Source organism: Roseateles asaccharophilus, assembly GCF_031458115.1.
Taxonomy (GTDB): domain Bacteria; phylum Pseudomonadota; class Gammaproteobacteria; order Burkholderiales; family Burkholderiaceae_C; genus Pelomonas; species Pelomonas asaccharophilus_A.
The window spans coordinates 784,671-809,063 of sequence record NZ_JAVDXV010000002.1 but is presented as its reverse complement, the minus strand read 5'-3'; the positions used below and the strand labels follow the sequence as shown (position 1 = coordinate 809,063).

At 69.6% G+C, this 24,393-nt stretch carries 26 protein-coding genes; 21 read left to right on the top strand and 5 right to left on the bottom strand.

Annotation, left to right across the window (positions count from 1 at the left end; all coding sequences use genetic code 11):
- Nucleotides 1-8: 8 nt before the first annotated feature.
- The 5 genes from J2X21_RS08235 to tolA all read left to right on the top strand — a co-directional run bounded on the left by J2X21_RS08235 (nucleotide 9) and on the right by tolA (nucleotide 3,614).
- A complete protein-coding gene (locus J2X21_RS08235) occupies nucleotides 9-1,187 on the top strand; it encodes a pyridoxal phosphate-dependent aminotransferase (protein ID WP_310327111.1) in 1,179 nt (392 codons plus the stop codon).
- On the top strand, nucleotides 1,184-1,579 hold the full coding sequence (gene ybgC / locus J2X21_RS08230; RefSeq protein ID WP_310327109.1) for a tol-pal system-associated acyl-CoA thioesterase: 396 nt from the start codon (nucleotides 1,184-1,186) through the stop codon (nucleotides 1,577-1,579). The genes J2X21_RS08235 and ybgC overlap by 4 nt, the downstream gene beginning before the upstream one ends.
- Nucleotides 1,576-2,250: a protein TolQ gene (gene tolQ, locus J2X21_RS08225; RefSeq protein ID WP_310327106.1), complete on the top strand. Its 675-nt coding sequence runs from the start codon at nucleotides 1,576-1,578 to the stop codon at nucleotides 2,248-2,250. Before ybgC ends, tolQ begins: the two co-directional genes overlap by 4 nt.
- Before the next feature lie 81 nt (nucleotides 2,251-2,331).
- Nucleotides 2,332-2,769, top strand: a complete 438-nt coding sequence (gene tolR / locus J2X21_RS08220) for a protein TolR (RefSeq protein WP_310327103.1) — start codon at nucleotides 2,332-2,334, stop codon at nucleotides 2,767-2,769.
- On the top strand, nucleotides 2,769-3,614 hold the full coding sequence (tolA, locus tag J2X21_RS08215; protein WP_310327100.1) for a cell envelope integrity protein TolA: 846 nt from the start codon (nucleotides 2,769-2,771) through the stop codon (nucleotides 3,612-3,614). The genes tolR and tolA overlap by 1 nt, the downstream gene beginning before the upstream one ends.
- On the opposite strand, the gene J2X21_RS08210 is transcribed toward tolA, so the two are convergent.
- The 4 genes from J2X21_RS08210 to J2X21_RS08195 are packed head-to-tail and all read right to left on the bottom strand — an operon-like array spanning nucleotide 3,598 to nucleotide 5,890.
- Nucleotides 3,598-4,086, bottom strand: a complete 489-nt coding sequence (locus J2X21_RS08210) for a DoxX family protein (RefSeq protein WP_310327098.1) — start codon at nucleotides 4,084-4,086, stop codon at nucleotides 3,598-3,600. The two genes, tolA and J2X21_RS08210, sit on opposite strands and share 17 nt — an antisense overlap.
- On the bottom strand, nucleotides 4,083-4,787 hold the full coding sequence (locus tag J2X21_RS08205; protein ID WP_310327094.1) for a DNA-binding domain-containing protein: 705 nt from the start codon (nucleotides 4,785-4,787) through the stop codon (nucleotides 4,083-4,085). The genes J2X21_RS08210 and J2X21_RS08205 overlap by 4 nt, the downstream gene beginning before the upstream one ends.
- Nucleotides 4,784-5,617, bottom strand: a complete 834-nt coding sequence (gene bufB, locus J2X21_RS08200) for an MNIO family bufferin maturase (protein ID WP_310327091.1) — start codon at nucleotides 5,615-5,617, stop codon at nucleotides 4,784-4,786. The genes J2X21_RS08205 and bufB overlap by 4 nt, the downstream gene beginning before the upstream one ends.
- A gap of 6 nt (nucleotides 5,618-5,623) precedes the next feature.
- Nucleotides 5,624-5,890, bottom strand: coding sequence for a BufA1 family periplasmic bufferin-type metallophore (locus tag J2X21_RS08195; RefSeq protein WP_310327088.1), 267 nt, complete (start codon nucleotides 5,888-5,890; stop codon nucleotides 5,624-5,626).
- Between the two features lie 101 nt (nucleotides 5,891-5,991).
- Between J2X21_RS08195 and J2X21_RS08190 the strand changes: the two genes are divergently transcribed.
- Together J2X21_RS08190 and J2X21_RS08185 are read left to right on the top strand one after the other, a co-directional pair.
- Nucleotides 5,992-6,573 carry a sigma-70 family RNA polymerase sigma factor gene (locus tag J2X21_RS08190; protein ID WP_310327085.1) on the top strand — a complete coding sequence of 194 codons (582 nt, stop codon included), beginning with the start codon at nucleotides 5,992-5,994 and terminating at the stop codon, nucleotides 6,571-6,573.
- Entirely contained in the window at nucleotides 6,570-6,764 is a 195-nt protein-coding gene (locus J2X21_RS08185; RefSeq protein ID WP_310327084.1) for an anti-sigma factor family protein, read from the top strand. Before J2X21_RS08190 ends, J2X21_RS08185 begins: the two co-directional genes overlap by 4 nt.
- On the opposite strand, the gene pcp is transcribed toward J2X21_RS08185, so the two are convergent.
- Entirely contained in the window at nucleotides 6,765-7,412 is a 648-nt protein-coding gene (pcp, locus tag J2X21_RS08180) for a pyroglutamyl-peptidase I (RefSeq protein ID WP_310327081.1), read from the bottom strand.
- Nucleotides 7,413-7,502: 90 nt separating this feature from the next.
- Between pcp and J2X21_RS08175 the strand changes: the two genes are divergently transcribed.
- The 14 genes from J2X21_RS08175 (at nucleotide 7,503) to J2X21_RS08110 (ending at nucleotide 24,323) form a co-directional block, all read left to right on the top strand.
- Nucleotides 7,503-10,037, top strand: a complete 2,535-nt coding sequence (locus J2X21_RS08175; protein WP_310327078.1) for a GspE/PulE family protein — start codon at nucleotides 7,503-7,505, stop codon at nucleotides 10,035-10,037.
- Nucleotides 10,034-11,764, top strand: a complete 1,731-nt coding sequence (locus J2X21_RS08170; RefSeq protein WP_310327075.1) for a GspE/PulE family protein — start codon at nucleotides 10,034-10,036, stop codon at nucleotides 11,762-11,764. The genes J2X21_RS08175 and J2X21_RS08170 overlap by 4 nt, the downstream gene beginning before the upstream one ends.
- A 165-nt stretch (nucleotides 11,765-11,929) precedes the next feature.
- Nucleotides 11,930-13,162: a type II secretion system F family protein gene (locus J2X21_RS08165; RefSeq protein WP_310327072.1), complete on the top strand. Its 1,233-nt coding sequence runs from the start codon at nucleotides 11,930-11,932 to the stop codon at nucleotides 13,160-13,162.
- Nucleotides 13,163-13,332: 170 nt separating this feature from the next.
- Nucleotides 13,333-13,713 carry a type II secretion system protein gene (locus J2X21_RS08160; RefSeq protein WP_310327069.1) on the top strand — a complete coding sequence of 127 codons (381 nt, stop codon included), beginning with the start codon at nucleotides 13,333-13,335 and terminating at the stop codon, nucleotides 13,711-13,713.
- On the top strand, nucleotides 13,713-14,165 hold the full coding sequence (locus J2X21_RS08155; protein WP_310327066.1) for a pilus assembly FimT family protein: 453 nt from the start codon (nucleotides 13,713-13,715) through the stop codon (nucleotides 14,163-14,165). Before J2X21_RS08160 ends, J2X21_RS08155 begins: the two co-directional genes overlap by 1 nt.
- Nucleotides 14,166-14,175: 10 nt before the next feature.
- Nucleotides 14,176-14,766 (top strand): prepilin-type N-terminal cleavage/methylation domain-containing protein, encoded by a 591-nt coding sequence (locus tag J2X21_RS08150; RefSeq protein WP_310327064.1) that lies wholly within the window; start codon nucleotides 14,176-14,178, stop codon nucleotides 14,764-14,766.
- Nucleotides 14,744-15,610, top strand: a complete 867-nt coding sequence (locus J2X21_RS08145) for a PilW family protein (RefSeq protein ID WP_310327061.1) — start codon at nucleotides 14,744-14,746, stop codon at nucleotides 15,608-15,610. Before J2X21_RS08150 ends, J2X21_RS08145 begins: the two co-directional genes overlap by 23 nt.
- 134 nt (nucleotides 15,611-15,744) lie before the next feature.
- The gene (locus J2X21_RS08140; RefSeq protein ID WP_310327060.1) at nucleotides 15,745-16,167 is read left to right on the top strand and encodes an agglutinin biogenesis protein MshP; all 423 of its coding nucleotides are present in this window, start codon (nucleotides 15,745-15,747) and stop codon (nucleotides 16,165-16,167) included.
- Nucleotides 16,164-19,757, top strand: coding sequence for a DUF6701 domain-containing protein (locus tag J2X21_RS08135; RefSeq protein ID WP_310327057.1), 3,594 nt, complete (start codon nucleotides 16,164-16,166; stop codon nucleotides 19,755-19,757). Before J2X21_RS08140 ends, J2X21_RS08135 begins: the two co-directional genes overlap by 4 nt.
- Nucleotides 19,757-20,737: a hypothetical protein gene (locus tag J2X21_RS08130; protein WP_310327053.1), complete on the top strand. Its 981-nt coding sequence runs from the start codon at nucleotides 19,757-19,759 to the stop codon at nucleotides 20,735-20,737. Before J2X21_RS08135 ends, J2X21_RS08130 begins: the two co-directional genes overlap by 1 nt.
- A 40-nt stretch (nucleotides 20,738-20,777) precedes the next feature.
- The gene (locus tag J2X21_RS08125) at nucleotides 20,778-21,464 is read left to right on the top strand and encodes a PilN domain-containing protein (protein WP_310327051.1); all 687 of its coding nucleotides are present in this window, start codon (nucleotides 20,778-20,780) and stop codon (nucleotides 21,462-21,464) included.
- A complete protein-coding gene (locus J2X21_RS08120; RefSeq protein WP_310327049.1) occupies nucleotides 21,461-22,168 on the top strand; it encodes a hypothetical protein in 708 nt (235 codons plus the stop codon). Before J2X21_RS08125 ends, J2X21_RS08120 begins: the two co-directional genes overlap by 4 nt.
- Nucleotides 22,165-22,542 carry a hypothetical protein gene (locus J2X21_RS08115; RefSeq protein ID WP_310327047.1) on the top strand — a complete coding sequence of 126 codons (378 nt, stop codon included), beginning with the start codon at nucleotides 22,165-22,167 and terminating at the stop codon, nucleotides 22,540-22,542. The genes J2X21_RS08120 and J2X21_RS08115 overlap by 4 nt, the downstream gene beginning before the upstream one ends.
- The gene (locus tag J2X21_RS08110) at nucleotides 22,539-24,323 is read left to right on the top strand and encodes a secretin N-terminal domain-containing protein (protein ID WP_310327044.1); all 1,785 of its coding nucleotides are present in this window, start codon (nucleotides 22,539-22,541) and stop codon (nucleotides 24,321-24,323) included. The genes J2X21_RS08115 and J2X21_RS08110 overlap by 4 nt, the downstream gene beginning before the upstream one ends.
- Nucleotides 24,324-24,393 lie beyond the last annotated feature (70 nt).

Genomic DNA, 24,393 nt, shown 5'->3' with positions numbered 1-24,393 from the left:
CAGGGCCGATGAAGCTGGCCGCACGGCTCGACCGCATCGAGCCCTTCTACGTGATGGAACTGGCCAAGGCCGCGGCGCAGGTCGCGGCCGGGCCTTCGTGCGACCCCACCCAGGGCGGCCGGCGCATGATCCGCCTCAATGTCGGCGAGCCAGATTTCGGCGCGGCGCCCGCCGTGCGCGACGCCATCGCCCGCATCGCGCAAGGCCCCACGCCCTACACCGATGCGCTGGGGCTGCCGGCACTGCGCGAGGCCATCTCGGGTTGGTACACGCAACGCTTCGGCCTGGCCATCGCGCCCGAGCGCATCGTCATCACGGCCGGTGCGTCCGCCGGCCTGCAGCTCGCCTGCCTCGCGCTGTTCGAGCGCGGCGACGAGGTGCTGATGCCGGACCCCTGCTATCCGTGCAATCGCCATTTCGTCGCGGCGGCCGACGCCACGGCGCGCCTGCTGCCCACCGGCGCCGCCGAGCGCTTCCAGCTCGGCGCCGCGCAGGTGCGCGAGGCCTGGACGCCCGCCACACGCGGCGTGCTGCTGGCCTCGCCCAGCAACCCCACCGGCACGTCCATCGCCCCCGAGGTGCTGGCGGACATTGCCGGCTTCGTGCGCGAGCGCAGTGGCGTCACGGTGGTCGACGAGATCTACCTGCCGCTGAGCTACGAGGAGCACTTCGGCCACACGGCGCTGGCGTTGGGCGACGACATCGTCTCGGTGAACAGCTTCTCCAAGTATTTCGGCATGACCGGCTGGCGGCTGGGCTGGCTGGTGCTGCCCCCTGCCCTGGTGCCCGCCATCGAGCGACTGGCGCAGAACCTCTACATCTGCCCGCCCACGCTGTCGCAGATGGCGGCACTGGCGGCCTTCGAGCCCGCCTCCATCGCCGAGTTCGAGCGCCGCCGCACGCTGCTGCGCGAGCGCCGCGACTACGTCGTCGCCGCCTTGAACGACCTGGGCCTGACAGTGCCCGTGCCGCCCGACGGCGCGTTCTACGCGTGGATGGACATCAGCCGCCACCGCAGCGACAGCTGGGCCTTTGCGCATGAGCTGCTTGAGCGTGCGCAGGTCGCGCTGACACCGGGCCGCGACTTCGGCGCCACGGACCCGCAGCGCTGGATGCGGCTGTCGTTCGCATCGTCGATGGAAGACCTGCAGGAAGCCGTCGCCCGCCTGCGCGAGGTGCTGGCATGACGTTCGAGTGGCCCGTGCGCGTCTATTGGGAAGACACCGACGCCGGCGGCATCGTGTTCTACGCCAACTACCTGAAGTTCTTCGAACGCGCCCGCACCGAGTGGCTGCGCGCGGCCGGCGTCGAGCAGCATCAGCTGCGCGAGGACACCGGTGCCATGTTCGTCGTCGCCGAGACCAGCCTGCGCTATCTGGCGCCCGCGCGGCTCGATGACCTATTGACCATCACCGTCGAGCCTGAACCCGCCGGTCGCGCCAGCCTCGTCGTGCGCCAGCGCGCGCTGCGCGGCGACACGCTGCTGGCCGAAGGCGAGATCCGCATCGGCTGCGTGCGCGCCGACGACCTGAAACCCCAACGCCTGCCCGAAGCCGTGATCCAGGCCATCGCCCCATGAACCAAGACCTGTCCATCGTCTCCCTGATCCTGCACGCCAGCTTCGCGGTGCAGCTCGTCATCGCCGGCTTGCTGCTGGTGTCGCTGGCCAGCTGGAGCGTCATCTTCGGCAAGCTCATCGGCCTGTCGCAGATCAAGCGCCGCAACGACGCCTTCGAGGCCGAGTTCTGGAGCGGCAAGAACTTGAACGACCTCTATCAGTCGGTCGGCAACCGTACCGACGGCGCGCCGCTGGAACGTATCTTCGCGTCCGGTATGCGCGAGTTCCTGAAGCTGCGCGAGAAGCGCGTGACCGATGCCGGCGCGCTGCTGGATGCCGCCCGCCGCGCGATGCGCGCCAGCTTCCAGCGCGAGCTGGACGCGATGGAAAGCAACCTGTCCTTCCTCGCGTCGGTCGGCTCGGTGTCGCCGTACGTGGGCCTGTTCGGCACCATCTGGGGGATCATGCACGCCTTCGTGGGCCTGTCCAACCTGCAGCAGGTGACGCTGGCCACCGTGGCCCCCGGCATCGCCGAGGCGCTGGTCGCGACGGCCATCGGCCTGTTCGCCGCCATCCCCGCCGTGCTGGCCTACAACCGCTTCGCGCGCCAGATCGACCGCAGCGCGATCACTCTGGAGACCTTCATCGAGGAGTTCTCCAACATCCTGCAACGCAACGCGACCCAACACTGAGGTCATGATGCCCCCACGCCCACTTCATTCGCTGCCCCCCAGGGGGGCGCATCAGCGCCTTCGGGCGGCAGGGCGGCACTGATGGCCGCCGTCAACGCCCGCGGCGGCGGCCGCCGTCGCCGCACGATGAACGAGATCAACATGGTCCCGTTCATCGACGTCATGCTGGTGCTGCTCATCATCTTCATGGTCAGCGCGCCGCTGATCACGACCGGTGTCGTGGACCTGCCCAGCGTGGGCAAGAGCAAGCAGCAGCCCGAGCATGTCATCCAGGTCATCGTCGGTACCGACGAGAAGCTGAAGATCAAGGTTGACCAGCTGGAGCCCGAGAGCATCCCGGTGAACCGCCTGGCCGAGCGCGTGAAGAAGGCGCAGGGCAAGGACGCGAACAACCCGGTCGTCATCTCCGCCGACAAGAACGTCAAGTACGAAGCCGTCGTGCAGGTCATGGACACGCTGCAGCGCGCCGGCGTGCAGCGCGTGGGCCTGGCCGTGAAGAGCGGCGCCTCCAGCAACTGATGAGCACTGCGACCCTGCGTCCTCCCGAAGCCGCCGGCATCGGCCGCGGCTTCTCGTTCGCGCTGGTGGCCCATGGGCTGCTGGTGCTGGCGCTGAGCTACGGCGTCAGCTGGCGCAGCGATTCGTCGCCGGCCTTCGAGGCCGAGCTGTGGTCGTCCGTGCCGCAGGTGGCCGCGCCGCGCGAGGAAGCGCCGCCGGAGCCCGAACCCGAGGCACCGCGCCCGGATCCCAAGGCCCAGCAGCGCGCCGCCGAGGAAGAGGCCGCGCAGCAGCGCGAGGCCGAGATCGCCATCGCGAAAGAGAAGAAGCGCAAGGAAGAAAAGGCCAAGCAGGAGCGCGAGGCCAAGGCGGCCAAGGACAAGGCCGAGAAGGAAAAGGCCGACAAGGCCGCCAAGGAAAAAGCAGCCAAGGACAAGGCCGCGAAGGACGCCAAAGAGGCCAAGGAAACCAAGGAAACCAAGGAAGCCGACGCCCGCCGCGAGGCCATGCGCCAGGAACAGTTGCGCCGCATCCAGGGGCTGGCCGGTGCCACCGGTGCGCCGGGTTCCAGCGGCAACGCGCTGCAGAACGCCGCGCCGTCCGCCGGTTACGCGGGCCGCATCAAGGCCAAGATCCGACCGCTGATCATCTACTCGGAAGACAGCGCGGCCAACCCGACCGCCGAGGTGCAGGTCACGCTGAGCCCGGACGGCCTCATCCTGGGCACCAAGGTGTTGAAGGCCAGCCCCGACGCCGACTGGGACCGCGCGGTGCTGCGCGCCATCGAGAAGGCCGAGCGCCTGCCGCGCGATGTGGACGGCCGCGTACCGCCCGTCATCGTGATGAGCTTCAAGCCGCGCGAGTAGCGAGCCAGCGGTCCACCGACCAGCGGCCCGCGCCCCACAGCACCACCGCCAACGCCAGTACGCCCCACAGCGCGTGCTGCGCCTGCGCGGCCGGTGACAGGTCATCGGCGCTCAGCGACAGCACGGCCATCAGGTTCACGACGAACAGGCCGGCGCCGGCGAAGCGGCCGGCCAGCCCCAGCACCAGCAGCACGGGCAGCACCAGTTCGCCGGCCGTGCCCATGTGGGCCGCCAGCGCGGGCGGCAGCAGCGGCACCTGGTAGATGTCGTTGAACAAGGCCAGCGTCGACGACCAGTCACGCAGCTTGGTCAGGCCCGACAGGAAGAACACCTGCGCCACATACAGCCGTGCGGCCAGCAGTGCCAGCGACTGCAGGTGGCTGGTGGCCGTGTCCAGCGGCGCGGGCAGCCGCGTGGGTGTCAGACCGGGATCGGTGAAGGCGCGCAGCGCCAGCGTGACGAGTGTTTTCATGATGTCGGCATTCCATGCGGAGGGGATGCAGGCCTGACCGCTTGCAACCAGGCGTTCTGCAGCGCGGCTTGCAGCCAGGCGCCGAAGTCAAAGTCGGCCGTGGGCGCCAAACCTTTCACCGCGGCCGCGGTTTCCAGCGCGCCAGCCAGGTTCTTGCCGTCCAGCACCGCCCGCGCGAAGGCCGCGGCCGGCGCGTCCAGTGCCTGCGACCGGCCGCGCCAGCCTTCGCGCCACACCAGCACGGCGCCCTCGCGCAGTGCCAGCAGCGCCACGCCGGGCCTGAGCTGCAGCCGCAGGTCTTCAGGCGCCGCGGTGCCCAGCAGGCTCAGCGATGCGGCGTCCAGCTCGGCGTCCGCCGCGCGCTCGGCGCAGTGCAGCGCCCAGTCCAGCCTTGCGAGGTCCGGCAAGCCCGAGTCTTCGCCGGCACGCTCGGCCAGGAACGCGGCCAGCGCCCCGCCCCATTCGCCCAGGTCGCCCGACACGGGCGGATGCGCGCGCCAGAAGCTCCAGGCCATCGCTGCGAACTCGTCCTCGCCCAGCGCCTCAAGCACGCGCGTGAACGGCACGGCCAACGCTTGCGCCGACAGCGCGCGTTGATTGTTGCAGTAGGCCGCCAAGCCGCGCTCGCCGCCGGTCAGCTCGGACGGCGCATCAGCGCGGCCGAGCAACGCGTCGACAAAGGCCTGCTGCTGCGCTTTCATCGCAGCAGCGCCCGCGCACGGTCGGCCTCGGCCAGCAGCACGTCCAACCCGGGCACGGCCGTGTCCCATTCCACCAGCGTGGGCACAGGCCCGAAGCGGGCGATGGCATGGGTGTAGACCTGCCAGACCTCGTCGCGCACGCGGCTGCCGTGGTCGTCGATGACCAGGCCATCGTCCTGCTCGCAGTGGCCGGCCACGTGCATCTCGCCGACGCTGCCGGGCCGAATCGCATCGACCCAGCGCATGGCCTCGCGCGCCGCGGCGTCGGGCGCATGGCCCGCGTTGCGCGCGTTGACGACCAGGTTGTTCACGTCCAGCAACAGGCCGCAGCCGCTGCGCCGTGTCAGTTCGTTGAAGAACTCGGGCTCGGCCAGCGTATCGGTGGCCCAGCCGGCATAGGCGCTGATGTTCTCGACCAGCATGGTGCGGCCCAGGCGCTGCTGCACCTGCTCCACATGCCGGCACAACAGCGCCAGCGATTCTTCGTTGAATGGAATGGGCAGCAGGTCCGCCGCATGCAGGCCCGAGCCCACGCGGGCGAAGCAGGCATGGTCGGACACCCAGCGCGGCTGCATGCGCCCGACCAGGCGGGCCAGCTTGTCCAGATGACCCGCATCGAGCCCGGCTGCCGAGCCCAGCGCCAGGCCCACGCCGTGCAGGCTCAGCTCATAGGCCTCGCGGCCTGCCTCCAGCACTGCCAGCGTAATGCCGCCGTCGGCGAAGAAGTTCTCGGAGTGGACCTCGATGAAGCCCAGCTTGGGCTTGCGCTCCAGCAGGGCTTCGTAATGCGCATGGCGCCAGCCGATGCCGACGACAGGGGCTGGCGCCATCGCCATTTACTTCTTGGCCGGCGGCTTGGTCGAGCCGCCTTCCTTCTCGCACGTGCCCTTGGCAACGTACTTCCACTCATTGGGGTCCTTGTCGGTCTTGGCCTGGCCGGCGCACGAGTGGCTGCCGTTGGCCGAGCCGCAGTCGTTCTGGCCGGCCTTGGCGATGCCGTAGCACTTCTCCTTGGCGGCCTTGTCCTGCGCCTGGGCTTGGGCCACGAGGCCTAGGGACAGCGCGGCGGCCAGGGCCGAGGACACGAGGGCTTGGTTCTTCATGAGCGGATCTCCAATGGGTTGGGGGTGTGGAAAGCGGCCGATGATGCGGCGGCGAGGATGATGTCGCAAGAGCCGTTCGAGTCCTTACACTGCGCGCCGCCATGAATGCCCCGCAGGACTACTGCCGACAGATCGAAGCGCTGCGCCCGGTGCTGATGAAGTACGCGCGGCTGCAGCTGCGCAACGACGCCTGGGCCGAGGACGCAGTGTCCGAGACGCTGCTGGCGGCGCTGGAGAAGCCGCAGGCCTTCGGCGGCCAGAGCCAGCTCAAGACCTGGCTCATCGGCATCCTGAAGCACAAGCTGGTCGACCAGATCCGCAAGAACAGCCGCGAGGTGTCGACGACCGCCGGCAGCGACGACGGCGAGGACCTGGACGAGCTGCTGTTCGCCGCCGACGGCCACTGGCGCGACAGCCCGCACGACTGGGGAAACCCCGAGGATGCGCTGCGCCAGCTGGACTTCATGAAGGTGCTGGAGGCCTGCGTGGAGAAGCTGCCGGGCCAGCAGGGGCGGCTGTTCATGATGCGCGAATGGCTGGAGCTGGAGTCCGACGAGATCTGTAAGGAACTGTCCATCACGCCGACCAATCTGTGGGTCATGCTGCACCGTGCCCGGCTGCGTCTGCGCGAGTGCCTGCAGCTGGGCTGGTTCGGCACGGCGCCGGCCGGAGGAGGAACGTGATCAAGCCCAAGATCAGCTGCCGCGAAGCCACGCGCATCCTGCTACAGAGCGAGGACCGCAACGTGCCGCTGGCCGAACGCCTGGTGATGCGGCTGCACCAGCGCACCTGCAGCAACTGCCGGCGCTTCGCCCGCCAGGTGGACCTGATGCGCAAGGCCAGCGCGCGCTGGCGCCGGTACTCCGAAGAATAGTCAGCTGGTCGGCGCGCCCTCGTCCGGCAGCGCCGCCACCTCCACACCGCCCAGCGCGATCGCAATGGCGAGCGTGATCGCGTCGACCTGCGCGGCCAGCCCCATGCTGGGCACGCTGCCGTTCTGTCGCGCGGCCTGCTCCGGCAGCGCCGGCAGGTGGATGAAGCCGCTGCGCGCGCCCTGCCCCGCCAGCCGGTGCTGCAGCTCGAAGAACACCTGGTTGCATACGAAGGCGCCGGCCGTCAGCGACAGGCCGGCCGGGTGGCCCGCCGCGCGCAGGCCGTCGCGCATGGCCTTGATGGGCAAGGTCGTGAAGTAGGCATCCGGCGCGCTGGCGGCGACCGGCTGGTCCTGCGGCCGCTCGCCGGTGTTGTCGGGGATGCGCGCATCGATGAGGTTCACGGCCACGCGCTCGATGGAAATCTCGCTGCGGCCGCTGGCCAGACCCAGCGCGATGACCAGTTCGGGCTGGCCCTCGACCAGCGCGCGGGCGAGCCGCTGGGGCGCGTCACGAAAGCTCACCGGCAAGCGGCATGCCCGGACCATGCCGGCGCCGATGACGCGCCCGTGCAGCGCCTGGGCGACCTCCCAGGACGGGTTGACGGTGTCGCCGCCGAAGGGCTCGAAGCCGGTGATGAGGATGTCCATCGCGGCATTGTCATTCGCGGCCAACTGCACTGCCTAGCCGTTGTATTTCAGGCCTGGAGCGCCCGGCAGGCCCCTCCATAATCGGCCGCCATGAACGACCCATCCCAACCCCTGGAGTGGCCCCACGGCAACGCGGATCCCGCCGCTGCCGGACCGGGCGCCGCGGTGTCGGGGTTCCTCTGGCCCAACCCGCCCTACGCCGCCTACCCGGAAGCGCAATTGCAGCGCGGTTCCGAGGCCTGCGAGATCCTGGGGCTGAACAACAGCCGCAGCAGCGGGCAGCTGCTGGCGCTGGACGCCGCCGACCGCACGATACGCATCAACGTGCCGCCGGCGCGCAACAGCATGCCGCTGAAGTTCAGCCAGTTCCGCGCCGTCAAGGTGCTGGCGCCGGTGACCGTGCCGCCGCGCGATGCCGATGACCACGCGTCCCCGCTGAGCCTGGACCAGCGCCCGCGCACGCCGTTCCGCGTCGTGTTTGCCGGCGGCGATGAGCTCAAGGGCGTCACCATCGGCCATCACCACGACAAGCTGGGCCTGTTCCTGTTCCCGCCGCTGTCGGAAAGCGACGACTCCGTGCGCCGCGTGTTCATCCCGCGCGAGGTGCTGACGCATTTCGAGATCGGCGAGCGCATCGGCGACCTGCTGCTGAAGGACCAGCTCGTCACGCCCGAGCAGCTGTCGGCCGCGGCCGTCGAGCAGACCGGGCTGCGCCAGCGCCGCGTGGGCGACATCCTGGTCGAGCAGCACATCGTCACGGCCGACCAGTTGCTGCGCGCCATCGAGCAGCAGGCCAAGATGCCCATGGTGCGCATCGGCGAGGCACTGCTGGCGCTGGACCTGGTGTCGCCCGAGCAGCTGGAGACGGCGCTGGCGCAGCAGCGCGACGACCGCTCCGTGCCGCTGGGCGAGCTGCTGGTGCGCAAGGGCGTCATCAGCCGCGGGCAATTGCAGTCGGCGCTGGCGCGCAAGATGGGCTATCCCATCGTGGACGTCGAAAAGTTCGCCATCGAGCCCGACGCGGTGCGCAAGCTGCCGCACGCGGTGGCCAAGCGGCTGGAGGTGCTGCCGCTGGTGCTGCGCGACGGCCGCCTCATCGTCGCGATGGAAGACCCGACCCGGCGCGACGCGCTCGACGAGGTCGAGTTCATCACCCAGCTCAAGGTCGTGCCCACGCTGACCAAGCTGGGCACGCTGCAGTTCGCCATTCCCAGCACCTTCGACCGCTACGGCGCCGACGCGCTGCCGCGCAGCAACACCGATCCGCTGCCTGACTTCACACCCGACTTCACGCTGGAGAGCTCCAACAAGCTCATCGAAAGCCTGGAGCGCGACAGCAGCGAGCGCCACAGCAAGGAAGACGAGTCGGCCATCGAGCAGAGCGACAACTCGCTGGTGCGGCTGATCAACTCCATGATCATCGAGGCACATGGCCAGGGCGTGTCCGACATCCACGTCGAGACCTACCCGGGCCGCGAGAAGCTGAAGATCCGCTTCCGCCGCGACGGCCAGCTGCAGCCCTACCTGGAACTGCCCCACACCTACCGCAACGCCATGATCGCGCGCATCAAGATCATGTGCGACCTTGACATCTCCGAGCGCCGCAAGCCGCAGGACGGCAAGATCAACTTCGCGAAGTTCTCGTCGCAGCACAAGCTGGAACTGCGCGTCGCGACCATCCCGACCAGCAACGGGCTGGAAGACGTGGTGATGCGCATCCTGGCCAGCAGCAAGCCGCTGCCGCTGGACGGTATCGGCCTGTCGCCCGCCAACCTGGACGCGCTGAAGACCGCCGTTGCGCGGCCCTACGGGATGGTGCTGTGCGTAGGCCCGACGGGTTCGGGCAAGACCACCACGCTGCACTCGGCGATGGCCCACATCAACACGCCGGACCGCAAGATCTGGACCGCCGAGGACCCCATCGAAATCACGCAGGCCGGGCTGCGCCAGGTCCAGGTCAACCCCAGGATCGACTGGACCTTCGCGAAGGCGCTGCGCGCCTTCCTGCGCGCCGACCCCGACGTCATCATGGTCGGCGAAATCCGCGACCAGGAGACGGCCGAGATCGCCATCGAGGCCTCGCTGACCGGCCACATGGTCATGTCCACGCTGCACACCAACAGCGCCGCCGAGACCATCACGCGGCTGCTGGACATGGGCATGGACCCGTTCAACTTCGCCGACTCGCTGCTGGCCGTGCTGGCCCAGCGCCTGGTGCGGCGCAGCTGCGGCAGCTGCCGCACGTCCGAACCCCTGCAGGAGACCGAGCTGCAGGAGCTGCTGGAGGACTACCTGCACGTTTTCCCGGCGGATGCCCGCCCCAGCAAGCTGACGCTGATGGCCGACTGGATCAAGAGCCATGGCCAGGGCGGCCGGCTGATGAAGTACCACAGCCCCGGCTGCACCGCCTGCGGCGGCAGCGGCTACAAGGGCCGTGCCGGCCTGCACGAGCTGCTGACCGTGTCCAAGGACATACGCCGGCTGATCCAGACCGGCGCCCGCGCCGAGGAAATCCATCACGCCGGGCTGGCGGAGGGCATGCGCTCGCTGCGCCAGGACGGCATCATCAAGGTCTTGCAAGGCATCACCACGTTGGCTGAAGTCCACGCCACCAGCAACGCATGACGACAGAAGCCGACACCGCCGCCGCCCCGCGTCCCAAACTTCGGCTGGGCGACGTCCTTGTCGAGCAGCAGCTGATCTCGGCCGAGCAGCTGACGCAGGCGCTGGAGCTGCAGCGGGCCACCGGCAAGAAGCTGGGCCGCATCCTCGTCGAGGCCAACCTCATCACCGAGGAGGCGCTGGCCCATGTGCTGGCGCGCCAGCTGCGCGCGCCGTTCGTCAACCTGAAGACCTTCCCGCTGAAGACCGAGCTGGTGCGGCTGCTGCCCGAGACGCCAGCGCGGCGTTTTCGCGCTGTGGTGCTGGAGGAGCGCGGCGACCAGTTGCTGGTCGCGATGGCCGACCCGCTGGACCTGTTCGGCTTCGACGAGCTGGCCAAGCTGCTGAAGCGCCGCCTGGCGATGGCCGTGGTGGCCGACAGCCAGCTGCCCGCCGTCTTCGACAAGCACTACCGCCGCAGCGACGAGATCTCCGGCCTGGCCAAGGCACTGGAGAAGGACATCGGCGACGCCGTGGACTTCGGCGCGCTGCAGGCCAGCGTGGGCCAGGAAGGCGCGCCGGTCGTGCGGCTGCTGCAAAGCGTGTTCGAGGACGCGACCCGCGCCGGCGCGTCCGACGTGCACATCGAGCCGCAGGAAGGCGAGTTGCTGATCCGCAACCGCGTCGATGGCATCCTGCAGACGCTGACCCAGGCTGACAAGCGCATTGCCCCCGCACTCGCCCAGCGCCTGAAGCTGATGGCCGGCCTCGACATCTCCGAGAAGCGCCTGCCGCAGGACGGCCGCTTCACGCTGCGCCTGTCCGACCGCACGCTGGACGTGCGCCTGTCCACCATGCCCAGCCAGTACGGCGAATCGGTCGTCATGCGGCTGCTGGGCCAGGGCTCGGCGCTGCGCCGGCTGGACCAGATCGGCATGCCGGGCGACATGCTCGAGCGCTTTCGCGAGCTGCTGGGGCGCGACGCCGGCATGATCCTCGTCACCGGCCCCACCGGCTCCGGCAAGACCTCCACGCTGTACGCCGCGCTGGCCGAGCTGGACTCCGAGAAGCTGAAGATCATCACGGCCGAAGATCCCATCGAGTACCGGCTGCCGGGTCTCACGCAGGTGCAGGTCAACGAGAAGATCGAGCTGAGCTTTGCCAAGGTGCTGCGCGCCGCGCTGCGGCAGGACCCCGACGTCATCCTCGTCGGCGAAATGCGCGACGCCGAGACCGCCGAGATCGGCCTGCGCGCGGCCATCACGGGCCATCTGCTGCTGTCCACGCTGCACACGAAAGACACGGTCTCCACGCCGTTCCGGCTGCTGGACATGGGCGCCCCGCCCTTCATGGTGGCCACGTCGCTGCAGGCGGTGCTGGCGCAGCGGCTGCTGCGCGGCGTCTGCAAGCACTGCGCCGAACCGCATCTGGCCACGCCGCAGGAGCAGGCCTGGGTCAACGAGGTGCTGGCGCTGAACGGCGAGACGCCCGGCCCGGTGAAGAGCGTCAAGGGACGCGGTTGCTCGGAATGCAACGGCACCGGCTACCAGGGCCGGCGCGGCGTCTACGAGATGCTGGAGCTGGACCCCGACATGGCGCTGGCCATCCAGCGCAGCGATGCCGGCGGCTTCCTGACCGCGGCGCGCACCTCGCTGAAGGGCAAGACGCTGGCCGACCGCAGCCTGGCGCTGGTGCGCAACAGCCAGACGTCGCTGGCGGAAGCCGTGCGCATCAGCGTGGACGCTGAATGATGAGCCCCTCGCCCGCCCTCGCGCCGCTGAACGCGGACGAGTCCAGTCGGTCCCCCGAGGGGACGGCGATGCTTGCAGCATTGAGCTGCAATCACATCGCCCGCGCGCCGGCTTGGGGCGGCCCGGCGCACGGCCCGCGGATTCAAGGCATAACAGCCTGCCCACATGAGCAACTTCGCGTTTAAAGGTCGCAACGGCCGAGGTGAGCTGGTTGAGGGCATCGTCGATGCCGTCAACAGCGACGCGGTGGCGGCCCAGCTGATGGCTGGCGGCGTCGTGCCGGTCAGCATCGAGCCCACGGCCGACGCGGTCAGTGCCGCCGGCGGCGACGGCTGGCTGCAGGCGCTGCTGGCCAAGCCCATCACGCAGGAAGACGCGCTGGTGCTGACCCGCCAGCTCTACACGCTGCAAAAGGCCGGTGTGCCCATCCTGCGCGCGCTGGCCGGGCTGGAGGCCTCTACCAGCCACCCCGGCGTCGTCAGCCTGCTGCAGGACGTGCGCGCCAGCCTGGACCAGGGCCGCGAACTGGCCACGGCCTTCTCGCGCCACCCCAAGGTCTTCAGCACGTTCTACGTCGCGATGACCCGCGTGGGCGAATTGACCGGCAAGCTGACCGAGGTGTTTCAGCGCCTGTCCGAGCACCTGGAGTTCGAGCTGGACATCCGCGCCCGCATCAAGCAGGCGCTGCGCTACCCCTTCATGGTCATCATCGCGATGGGCATCGCGCTGGTCATCATCAACCTGTTCGTGCTGCCCAAGTTCGCCGACGTCTTTGCGCATTTCAAGAGCGATCTGCCGCTGATGACGCGCATCCTGCTGGGCTTTTCAGGCTGGACCGTGAAGTGGTGGCCGATGGTTTTGGCCGGCGGTATCGGTGCCGTGCTGGCCTGGCGCAACTGGGTAGCCACGGCCAGCGGACGCTACACCTGGGACCGATTCAAGCTCAAGCTGCCCATCGCCGGCGACATCGTGCTGAAGGCGACGCTGGCCCGTTTTGCGCGCAGCTTCGCGCTGGCCAGCAGCTCGGGAGTGCCCATCAGCCAGGCGATGACGGTGGTGGCGCAGACGGTGGACAACGCCTACATCGGAGCCCGCATCGAACAGATGCGCGACGGCGTGGAGCGAGGCGAGAGCATCTCGCGTTGCGCGACCGCCACCGGCGTGTTCACGCCCATCGTGCTGCAGATGATCGCCGTGGGCGAGGAGACCGGCGAGCTGGACACGCTGATGACCGAGATCGCGCAGATGTACGAGCGCGAGACCGACTACGCCATCAAGGGCCTGTCCGCCGCCATCGAGCCCATCCTGCTGGCCATCATCGGCGCGCTGGTGCTGGTGCTGGCGCTGGGCGTGTTCCTGCCGCTGTGGAACCTGGGCCAGGCCGCAATGGGCCGATGAGGGCCGCCTAGAGCCGTCACGTATCACTCGGGGTGTGAACCCTGCAACGCTTTATGCGCGGATTGCGTGCCGGGTGTTGCCGGCCGTGCGCAATTCACTTCCCTGAGCCGGGCAGCCGTCAGATAGTTGCACCATTCCGCAGCAAGCGCCCCCGCGCAGGAAGATCTCGCATGAACAAGTCCCGTACCCACGCCCAAGCCGGTTTCACGCTCATCGAGCTGGTCATGGTCATCGTCATCCTGGGCGTGCTGGCCGCAGTCGCGCTGCCCAAGTTCGTCAACGTCGACGATGACGCCAAAACGGCGGCCGTGCAGGGTGTGGCCGGCGCGCTGAGTTCCGCGTCCGCCATCAACTACGCGAGCCGCAAGGCCAATTCCACCAAGGGCAATGCCGTTGCCAACTGCACCGACGTCGCCACGTCGCTGCAAGGTGGCCTGCCCACCGGCTATGTGATCACTGCTGCCGCCGTCGCCGCCGACGCCACCAAGACCGACTGCGTGCTGACGGCCAACGGCAAGACGGCCAACTTCACGGCCACGGGCATTTCCTGATGCCCCTGCCACGCGGTTCGCGTGGCTTCACGCTGATCGAGCTCATCCTCGTCATCGTGATCACAGCCGCCCTGGCGGTGTTTGCCATCCCCAAGGTGGTCGACACGACGCTGTGGCGGCTGCGTGCTTTTGGCGACGACTTCCAGTCGCGCCACCAGGCCATGCAGCGCCTGGCGCTGCAGCAGCGCCGGCCCATCGTCGAGACCATCACCGGGAGCGGCGTCAGCTGGGCCTATGGCGGCGTCACCGTCATCGACACCCTGCCCTGCCCACCCAGCGACAGTCCCTGCATCGCCGAAGGCGGGAGCCGCACCGTCACGTTCAACGCCGGCAACAGCGGCGCCACCGCCACGTACAGCGGCGCTGCCTTCAACGTCACCGTGGCAGCGGGCAGTTACAGCCAGGCCTACCGCGTCGAGGCGGAGACCGGGCTGATCTACCCGGTGCCTTGAGGCTCGCATGATGCACAGCTGGGCTAGCTTCCCGCGCATGCCGGCCTTGCATCCCGGTCAGCGCCAGCAGGGCCTGACCCTGATCGAACTGCTGCTCTTCCTCGTCGTCGTCGGCATCGCGCTGAGCGCGATGCTGAAGGTTTTCATCACCGCCACGGCCGCCAGCACCGACCCCATGGTGCGCCGTCAGCAGTTGGCCATCGCCGAGTCGCTGCTGCGCGAGATCGAGCTGATGCCGTTCACCTGGTGCGATCCCGATGCGGCCAACGCGGCCACCGCCACCAGCGCCGTCGACTGCACGACCCAGGAGGTCCTCGGCCCGGAGGGCGGCGAAAGCCGCTCCGGCGCCAGCCTGTTGGACAACGTCAACGACTACAACGGCTTCTCGATGAACGGCATCACCGACATCTCGGGCGCAGCCGTCGCCGGACTCGGCGCCTACAAGGCCTCGGTCAGCGTCGTCGAGGCGGCGCTGGACAACGTGCCAAGCACCGAGGCGCTGAAGATCACGGTCACGGTCACCGCCCCTGACGGCAACCCGAAGAACGCCATCACCCTGCAGGGCTGGCGCACCCGCTATGCACCGACGGCCGCGGACTGAGCATCGCCGCACGCACCGGCAGGCCGGCTTCACGCTGATCGAGGCGGTGATGACCATCGCCATCACCGGCGTCGTCATCGGCATCGTGTCCCTTTTCATCGTGCCGGCCACCACGGCCTACTTCGACGGCGCCGCCCGCGCCCAGCTCAGCGACCAAGCCGACACCGCGCTGCGCCGCATCTCGCGCGACCTGGCCCTGGCGCTGCCCAACAGCGCCCGCGTCTCGGCGGACGGTCGCAGCCTCGAACTGATCCCAGTGAGCGGCGCGGCCCGCTATGCCGTCAACAGCGGTGACACGCTGCAGTTTGGTACCGCGGACGCCAGCTTCGCCATCGTCGGCCCGCCCCTGCTGCTCAGCCGGGCCAGCCAGCAGCTGGCCTGGTACAACCTCGGCGCGGGCACGCCGGACGCCGACGCCTACACGCTGGCCAATGTGCGCACCGCCACCAGCGCCGCCGGCAATGCGGCCAACGTCGCCATCATCAACGGCGGCACGGGCCTGGCCAACGCGCTGCAGGCGCCGCCCTACCGTGTCTACGCCATCGAGCCCCCGGTCACCTACCGCTGCGACATGAGCACCACGCCCGGCACGCTGATGCGCCACACGGGCTACGGCTTCGTCGCGACACAGCCCAACCCGCCGTCGGGCGGCAGCAGCGCCGTGCTGGCGCGCCATGTGAAGGCCTGCAGGTTCAGTTTCGACCCGGCCTCCGTCTCGGCGCGCCATGGCATCGTCACGCTGCAGATCAGCCTGCTTGACCGCAAGCCGAAGAACGCCGACGACGAGGCAAACGCCGAGGCTGTCACGCTCTACCACACGGTTCACGTGGACAACCTGCCATGACCACCCACCCCGTCCCGGCTTCGCTGGCTCGCTCAACGAGGCGCCGCCCACGGCCCGGCAAAGCCGGTTCCACGGCAGCTCCTCGACCCTGCAGGTCGCCGCATCTCGCGACGGCGGGTTTCACGATGATGTCCATGCTCTTCATCCTCGTGGCGCTGGCCGCGCTCGGGGCGGCGCTGGCCTCGCTGAGCCAACGCCAGCAGCTCGGCTCCGCCGGCGAACTGGCCGCTGCCAAGGCCTACCAGGCGGCGCTGACCGGCCTGGAATGGGGCAGCTACCAGGTGCTGCGCGGCGGCGGCCAGCCGAACTGCTTCGCCGCCAAGAACCTCAAGCTGGCCGAGGAACTGTCCGACTACACCGTCTCCGTCAGCTGCGCGCGCGTGCCCGGTGCCGGCACCTTGGCCGACGGCGACACCACGCTGGCCTTCTACACGGTCGTCGCAAATGCCTGCAACATCGCCGCCGGCGCCGGCAGTTGTCCGAACACGGCGACGACCCAGCCCACCTATACAGAGCGCCAGCTGAGCCGCAGCCTCAGCATCACCGTCACGCCATGAAGACACTGCGCCTCGCCTTCGCCCTTGTTTGCCTGGTCCTGCTGGGCGGCCACGCCCAGGCCGCCAGCTACACCTTCCGCAGCGACAGCTATGCCTGGGAGTCTGCCGCCAACGCCATCACCTGGGACCGCGCATGCACCAGCTACCCGGGTGACGACGACAAGGCCACCATCACGTTCAGCGGCAGCTTCAAGTTCAATTTCGCGGGCACCAACTACACCTCGGTGCGCGTGTTGGCCAACGGCGGCCTGCAGTTCGGTGCCGACAACGGCTTCTTCCGCAGCTACACCAACACCGCCATGCCCGCCGGAACGCCGGCAGCCGCCAGCGGCTGCGTCGCCTCGGCCACGACCAACGTCATCCTGGCCTACTGGACCGACCTCAATCCGAGCCAGCCCGGCAGCGGCGGCGTCACCTGGGAGCAAAAAGGCACGGCGCCCAACCGCTATGTCGTCGTGTCGTGGAACGGCGTCTACCAGTACAACACCAGCACGCCCTACACCTTCCAGATCATTCTCTACGAGAGCGGCGAATTCAAGTTCCAGTACGGCAATGCCAACGCCACCGGCTCGCGCGCCACCATTGGCGTGCAGATCGACGGCAGCGACTTCACACAGTACTCCTACAACAGCGGCTACAACGCCAACGGCAGCGCCATCCGCTGGTTCGTGCCCAGCGGTTCGCCCACCCGCAGGGCCGAGTACCGCTTCGACGAGTGGAACTACAGCGGCCGCGTCGGCGAGGTGGCCGACAGCAGTGGCAACAACAACAACGGTGTGCGCGTGGGCACGGCCACCACCTCGCCCACGGCGCGGGTCTGTCGCTCGCTCAGCATCCCGGCCGACACGACGTCCACCAGCCATGCCGTGGACACGCTGCTCGATGTCAACTCCGGCATCGGCGACAAGGGCGCGGTGACCTTCTGGTATCAGTCCAGCACGGCCTGGAACAGCGCGGCCGCGATGCTTCTGGACGCCACGACCGCGACCGCTCGGCCCTTCTTCCTGGTGCGCCAAGCAGACGGCTCGCTGCGCTTCACCATCACCGACAGCAACGGCCTTGTGGTGACGGCCGTCACTCCGGCGCAGACGGTGCTGGCCGGCAACTGGCGGCATATCGCCATCATCTGGAAGCTGGCCAGCGGCACCAACCAGAGCGTGCTGCGCATCTACATCGGCGGATCCCAGGTCGGCGCCACCACGACCACCACCAGCGGCACGCTGGACAACAGCCTGGGCACGATGTTCGTCGGCGACAACCGCAGCAGCACGGCGCCCACCAACGGCACGCTGAACTCGGCCAACGGACTCATCGACGAGATGCGGTTCTACAACTACGAGATCAGCGCGCTGGAGCTGACGGCTGACCAGACGACGCCCGTGCGCGTCTGCCTGCCGCCGTTGGACCATTACGAGCTGTCGGTGCCCACCACCAGCCTCACCTGCCTGCCGACGACCATCACCGTCAAAGCCTGTTCCAGCAACGCCAGCACCTGCAGCGTCGAGACCTCCGTCAACGGCACGGCCACCCTGAGCACCTCCGCCGGCATGCTCAGCCCCAGCATCGTCAGCTTCAGCAACGGTGTTGCAACGGCCACGCTCAGCCTGCCCGGCGGCGGCGACAACACCAATGTCACCGTGACGCTGAGCGCGGAATCGACGACCGCCGCCAACCCGCGCAGATGCTGCCCCGACGGCGTCAGCTGCGCAGCCGCCAACAGCTGCACGACGAATTTCAAGGGCGCCGGCTTCATCATCGCCAGCGGCACCGGCGGCGCTGCGGCCACCATCCCGGCGCAGACCGCCGGCACGACCTCGGGCACCTTCTACCTGCGCGCGGTCCGCACCAACACCAGCACGCAGGCCTGCGAGGCGGCGGTCTCCGGCAGCCGGAACGTCAAATGGGCCTACCGCTGCAACGACCCGGCCACCTGCTCGGGCAGCAACCTGATGACGGTCACCGGCAGCGCCGGCGCGACGGCCGTCCAGCGCAACAACGCCACCGCCTCGGCCGCCTACACGGACGTGCCCATGATGTTCGATGCCAACGGCAACGCGCCCTTCACGTTCAGCTTCGCCGACGTTGGCCAGGTCAGGCTGCTGGCCAGCCTGGGCGTCGCCGTCGGCAGCGCAGGCACCGATACCCTGACCGGTGACAGCGGCCCCTTCGTCACCAAGCCGGCCCGCTTCTCCATCACGCAGATCACCACCCCGACGGGCGTCGCCAACCCAGGCAAGGACAGCCCGCCGGACAAGTTCGTCAAGGCCGGCACGCCTTTCAGTGCCAGCATCACCGCGCTGACCTCGGGCGGCGTGGCCACGCCCAACTTCGGCAAGGAGGCCGCGCCCGAAGGCGTGCTGCTGGCGCCCACGCTGGTCGAGCCGGCCGGCGGCGCCACGGGCACCATCGGCAACGCCACCATCGCCGGCGGTGACTTCACCAACGGCGTCGCAAAGGTCACCAACCTGCGCTACAGCGAGGTCGGCCTGATGACGCTGAAGGGCTCGGTCGCCGACACGAACTACCTCGGCGCAGGCGACACGGCCCCCGCAGCGGCCGTGGCCAGCGAGACCATCGGGCGCTTCATCCCCGCGGGCTTCACCGCCACGGCCGCAGCCCCCACCCACCGTGCCGGCCTGACTTGCGTGCCCGCATCCGCTTTCACCTATCTTGACGAGAACTTCGGGCTCAGGTTCACGCTGACGGCGGTGAACGCCCAGGGCGACGTGACACGAAACTACGCGGGAGCCACCTACGCACGGCTCGACCTGGCGAACGCCGACGGCTACGCCCTGGCCGGCACCGACACGACCGGCGCGGTCACGACCCGCTTTCCCGCCAGCCGTGTCGCCATGGCCGGCGCCGCCGGCGCCTGGCCACCGGTAGGCCATGCGAGCGCCGGCGCGGCCGATGTGATGCTGACCGCCGCCGCCCGGCGCGCCACGGCCCCGGACGGCCCTTTCCCCAACGCCGCCTTCGGCATCGCGCCGGTGGACGCTGACGGCGTCGGCATGCTGGCGTTCGACCTCGACACCGATGCCGTCGCCGGCGCGGACCGCAGCACCGTCGTGGTCGGGCAAATCCCCCTGCGCCATGGCCGCCTGCGCCTACAAAATGGCATGAGCGCCGCCAACCGGGCGCTGCTGCTTCCGCTGACCGCCCAGTACTGGGACAGCGGCACCGCCACCTTCAAGACCAACGATTTGGATTTCTGCACCAGCGTCACCGCGAACAACCTGAGCTTCGGCAACTTCCGCAAGACGCTGGTCGCCGCGGACGCCGTCATGAGCCCCGCCACCGTCACTGTGCATCCGGCGCAGCGCCGCTTCATCACGTTGGCTGCGCCCGGCGGCGGTCGCCTGGGCAGCGTCGACGTGGCCGTGGCGCTTGGTGATACCACGGCCGACGCTTCGTGCCTGAAGACCGCCGGCGGCTGGGTGGCCGCCAAGGCCGCCACCGCTGGCGCCAACCTGGCCGGCCTGCGCGGGCCCTGGTGCGGTGCCGCCGCCACCAGCGACCCCAGCGCCCGCGCGACCTGGGGCCTCTACCGCGGCAGCGACGGCATCGTTTTCCAACGGGAGAACTACTGATGCGCTGGCCCTGGACGCCCCGCCGCAGCGGCCACCGCCTGGTGCTGCGCCGCGTCGGAGCCCAGCACGCCTTCGTGCTGACCGACGGTGAGAACGAGCCGCAGCGGCTGCTGCGCTGGGGCCTGCTGCCCGAGGCAAGACCCGTCCCCGCCGGCGAGGCCATCGCGTTGCTGGACCCGGCCGAGTACCAGATCTTGAAGGTCGACACGCCCAACGTGCCGCACGAGGAGCTGAAGGCCGCGGCACGCTGGCAGATCAAGGAGATGGTGGACGTGGACGTCGCCGAGCTGACGCTGGACGTCATGCACGTGGGCGGCGATGTGGACCGGCCGCAGCGGCATCTGTTCGTCGTCGCCGCGCGCAACAGCGCGATCAAGGCGCTGACCACCGGCGCCGCCAGCGTGAACGACCAGGTCGCCATCGTCGACATCTGGGAGACGGCGCTGCGCAACCTGCTGAGCCGCCAGGCCCGCGCCGACGACCTCGCCACGCGCGCCAGCGCCGCGGTGCTGATCGACACGCAGCATTGCATCCTCGTCGTCGGCTCCGGCGACGAACTGTTCTACACGCGCCGGCTGGAGGGCGACCCCAAGCTGCTGGCCCGCGCGCGCGGCGAGCAGGCGGAGGGCCCGGCATCGGACCTGCCACTGGGCTTCGAGTACCAGCCCGGCGGTGCCTTCGACGGCGGCGGCAACAGCCAGGAATCACCGCTGGTGGTGGAGCTGCAGCGCTCCATTGACGTCTGGGAGCGCAGCTGGCCCGAGTTGCCACTGGCGCGGCTGTACGTCATCACGGCCGAGCACGGCCCCGAGGTGGCCGCGCTGATCCAGCGCGAACTGGGCCAGCGGACCGTCGCACTCGACCCATTGGCCGCCTTCGGACCCGAAGCGCCCGCACCCGAGGGCCATGCCGCCCAGGCGCTGGCCGCCTGCATTCCCCTGCTGGGTGCCGCGCTGCGCAGCGAGACGCGGCAACTTTGAGCATGCAGTCCACCCGTTCACTTCACCCGGGCGCGTACTGATGGCCCAGCAGATCAACCTCCTGACGCCCATCCTGCTGGCGCCCAAGCGTTACTTTTCGGCACTGACGCTGCTGCAGGCGACCGGCCTGCTGCTGCTGGGCGGCCTGGCCGCAACGCTGTGGATGCAGCAGCGCGACCGCAGCGCCGAGGCCGAGCACCAGGCCCTGCTGGCCCGCTACGCGACCGAGCGTCAGCAGCTGCAAGTGGCACGCGCCAGCCTGCCCGCGCCACAGGATGCGCTGGCGCTGCAAACGCAATTGCAGGCGCTTCAGGCCGGCAATGCCGACCGCACCGTGCTGCTGCGCACGCTGGGCAGCGACCCCGCCAGCCGCGGCGGCCAGCGCCACTCCGACCTGCTGGTGCTGGTGGCGCGCACCTTGCCCGATGGCACCTGGCTCAGCGAGCTGCGCTACACGCCCGGCCGCGTGGAGCTGGCAGGCGGCACTTTGAACACGGCACAGCTGCGCCCCTGGCTGAGCCAGCTCGCCGCGCATCCGCTGCTGGCCGGCCAGCAGCTGTCCGCGCTGCGCGTGGAACGGCTGGGTGCGCCCAGCACCGAGACCCAGGGCAACACACTGCTGCAGGCCGGCAGCCCACTGATCCGGACACCCGTGCCGGTCTGGGCGTTTCGCGTCGTCAGCGCGCCGGCCGCACCGGCCAGCGCCGCCTCGGGGGTGCTGCGATGAAGGGGCAGACCCACATCGACCTCGCGCTGCTGCGCCGCCGCTTCGCGCCGCTGCTGTCGGCCTGGCAGCGCCAGGCGCAGCGCATCGATGCGCTCAGCCTGCGCGAACGTGCCATCCTGTTCGTCAGCATCGCCGCCGTGCTGGCGCTGCTATTCGATTCGCTGGTGCTGACGCCGCTGGCCACCCGCCAGAAGCTGCGCGCCGACGCCCAGGCCCAGCAGGCCGCCGAGGTCACGCAGCTGCGCGAGCAGTACGTGGCCGCCAGCCGCAACAACGACGACCCCGGCGGCCAGTTGCGCAGCCAGCTGGACACGGCGCGCGCCGAACGCGCGCGGCTGGACGAGGCGCTGCGCGAGGCCGGCTCGGCGGGTGTCGGCGAAGGCCTGTCCGTCGTGCTGCAGCGCCTGCTGGCCCAGCAGCCAGGCTTGGTGCTGGAGAAGCTGACGCTGCTGGAAGATGCGGCTTCGGCCACGCCAGCCGCCCCCGCCGCTCCCCGACCCGCCCTGCCCGTGTTGCCCGGCATCGGCTGGCAGGGCGTGGAGCTGCAGGTGCAGGGCGGCTGGTACGACATGCAACGCTATCTGCAGGCACTGGAGCGCGAGTTGCCCGGCCTGCGCTGGGGCGAGCTGCGCTTGAATGCCGGCGCCGGCAACGAGCCGCCGCGTGTGCAGGCGCAGTTGTTCATGTTGAAGGTGCATCCATGAAGCCCATCGCCGCGCTGTTGTTATGCCTCGTGCTGCCGGCCCAGGCGCAAGACCGAGACCCCACTGCCTGGCCGCCCGCGCTGCGCAGCGCGATGGCGGCCGCCTCGGCCGCATCGTCGCCCGGTGTCGAAGCTGCCGACAACGCGATCCGCCAGGTCGTCTTTGCCAACGGCCGCGCCTACGTCGTGCAGCGCGGCCGCCGCCATGCCGTGGGCGACCAGCTCGACGGCGCCCGCATCGAACGCATCACCGAGCAGGCCGTGTGGCTGCGCGAGGCCGGCCAGGTCCGCCGCGAGCCGCTGTACGGCGGCGTCGAGAAACGCCCGCCCGCGCCGCCCCCTGCCGCCAAGAAATCCAAGGAGAAGCAGCCATGACGGCTCCCGTCCATCCGGCCTCGCGCATCCTGCTGCTGAGCGCCATCGCCGCCCTGCTGGCCGGCTGCGCCGACAAGCCTCTGCGCGTGGCCCAGCCCAGCCAGGCGCTGCGCGAGGAGTTGCAGGCGCAGCAGCGCGTGGCGCCGCCCACGGCTGCGGCTTCCGCGCCGCTCGCCCAGGCCGCGCCGGTGCCACCGCCCGCCCCCGCGCTGCCGCCGGAGCCGCGCTTTGACCTCATCGTCAATGGCGCGCAGGCACGCGACGTGTTCCTGTCGCTGGTCAGCGACACGCGCTACAGCATGCTGGTCCATCCCAGTGTCAGCGGCACCTTGTCGGTGACGCTGAAGGGCGTCACGCTGCGCGAGTCGCTGGACGCGATCCGCGAGGTCTACGGCTTCGACTACAGCATCGACGGCCGCCGCATCACCGTCTTCCCACCCACACTGCAGACGCGCGTGTTCACGCTCAACGCGCTGGCCCACCAGCGCAGTGGCCGCAGCGAGGTGCGCGTCAGCTCCGGCGCCGCGCCGGTCAGCAGCCCCAACAGCAACGGCGCCGCCGGCAGCAACAACAACACCGCAGGCGGCTCGACCAACACCGTGCTGCAGCAGGAAAGCAGCCAGCTGACCACCCGCGTGGCGGGCGACTTCTGGGCCGAGACCACCGCCGCGCTGCGCTCGCTGGTGGGCGCCGGCGAGGGCCGCGCCGTCATCGCCAGCCCGCAGACCGGCACGGTGGCCGTGCGCGCCATGCCGGAGGAGCTGCGCCACGTGGAGGCCTGGCTGAAGGCCACGCGCGTGGCGGTGGAGCGCCAGGTCATGCTGGAGGCCAAGATCGTCGAGGTCGAGCTGCGCGAGGGCTACCAGAGCGGCATCGACTGGTCGCGCGTGGGCGACCGCGGTGCCATCGGCCAGACCAGCGTGAATCCGTCGATCCCGAGCGGCGTCAACACCATCGTCAACCCGCTGGTCAGCAACAGCCGCGGCCTGCCGGTGCTGTCTACCGGCACGCAGAACCCGGCCTGGTCCGACCTCATCCCGCTGCCCTCGACCGGCGGCGGCACCTTCGGCCTCGCGCTGGCGCGCGGCGGCTTCCAGGCGCTGCTGAGCTTCATCGAGAGCCACGGCGACACGCAGATCCTGTCCAGCCCGCGCATCGCGACGCTGAACAACCAGAAGGCCGTGCTGAAGGTGGGCACCGACGACTACTTCATCACCGGCATCAGCGGCAGCAACAGCAACAACACGAACAACAACGGCACCAACGGCACGGCCAACCAGATCCCCACGCTGACGCTGACGCCGTTCTTCAGCGGCATCGCGCTGGACGTGACGCCACAGATCGACGCGGCCGACATGATCACGCTGCACATCCACCCGTCGGTGTCCAACGTGACCGAGAAGGTCAAGCAGGTGGACCTGGGCGAGATCGGCAACTTCCGGCTGCCGCTGGCCAGCGCCAGCGTCAACGAGACCGACACCGTGGTGCGCATCCCCGACGGCCACATCGTCGCCATCGGCGGGCTGATGCAGATGGAAGCCTCGCGCCGCGGCTCGGGTCTGCCGGGCGCCGACAGCAACCCGCTGACGTCCGTGCTGTTCGGCAACCGCGCCAACAGCGGCCGCAAGCGCGAGCTGGTGGTGCTGATCAAGCCCAGCATCATCCGCAGCGCGGAGGACTGGGAGCAGCACAACCGACTGATCAGCGAGTCGCTGGACGACACGGAGAGCCGGTCGCGTCGCGTGATCAAGCTGGACGGGACCGGCAGCGGACCGAAGTAGGCGAACCCCGCGCCGCATTTGGCGCGGGCAGAACGCCGGGCCGCCCCAAGTCGGCCCGCGGGCGATGTGC